The organism is Neobacillus paridis, assembly GCF_016765675.1.
Classification (GTDB): Bacteria; Bacillota; Bacilli; order Bacillales; family Cytobacillaceae; genus Neobacillus; species Neobacillus paridis.
The window spans coordinates 1-615 of record NZ_JAESWB010000315.1 but is presented as its reverse complement, the minus strand read 5'-3'; the positions used below and the strand labels follow the sequence as shown (position 1 = coordinate 615).

Below are 615 nucleotides of genomic sequence, written 5' to 3'. Positions count from 1 at the left end.
CGCCTTGGTGCAGCCTGCGATTTTCTCGTCGAGGATGAAGACATGGAAGAGGTCGCGAATTGGGTATTTGAAAACACGGGGGTCGACCGGGTGTATTTTTACGGCAAGGAGCGTCCAATTCACGTGAGCTACTCGCAAACACCGGCAAGACAACTGGTGGCTATGCTACCGACACAATCGGGCCGCCGAGTGCCACGAGTGTTGCGAAAAAGCACGTTGATTGATGATGTATGACGGTAGAGGCGAAGTCGTTATTGTATGAACAGATCGCAGGTAGCGAGAGTTGTATAAAGTGAAATGGAAGATGCAAAGATGTCAGAAACGAGTTTTGCACAGGAATTAGAAGGCACGATTGCGCTGTATGAGGAACTGATCAAACATGCCGTCGGCTAGACGCGGCAGATGATCGAGCGCTACGGCGCGATTGCAACACTGTCTCGCCTTATGATCAGCAAAGATGAGCAAAAGGGCTTCAATGGGCTTTAATGGAATGGACGCATCCTCCCTGAAACGGCATTGAAATGCCAAAGTGGATGTACAAGGAGTCCATGACCAGAAAGGAGCGTCCGAAATGAAGCTGAGTGCATGCAGTATCGATCTGGCAAAGGCGGTATT

Annotated in this window: 2 protein-coding genes; one reads left to right on the top strand and one right to left on the bottom strand. The window is 50.1% G+C overall.

Features of this window, described 5'->3' with window-relative positions:
* On the top strand, window positions 1-234 hold a 234-nt coding region (locus JK635_RS19135), incomplete at its 5' end, for a hypothetical protein (protein ID WP_202655540.1).
* Between the two features lie 105 nt (window positions 235-339).
* On the opposite strand, the gene JK635_RS24425 is transcribed toward JK635_RS19135, so the two are convergent.
* On the bottom strand, window positions 340-615 hold a 276-nt coding region (locus JK635_RS24425), incomplete at its 5' end, for a hypothetical protein (RefSeq protein ID WP_235888228.1).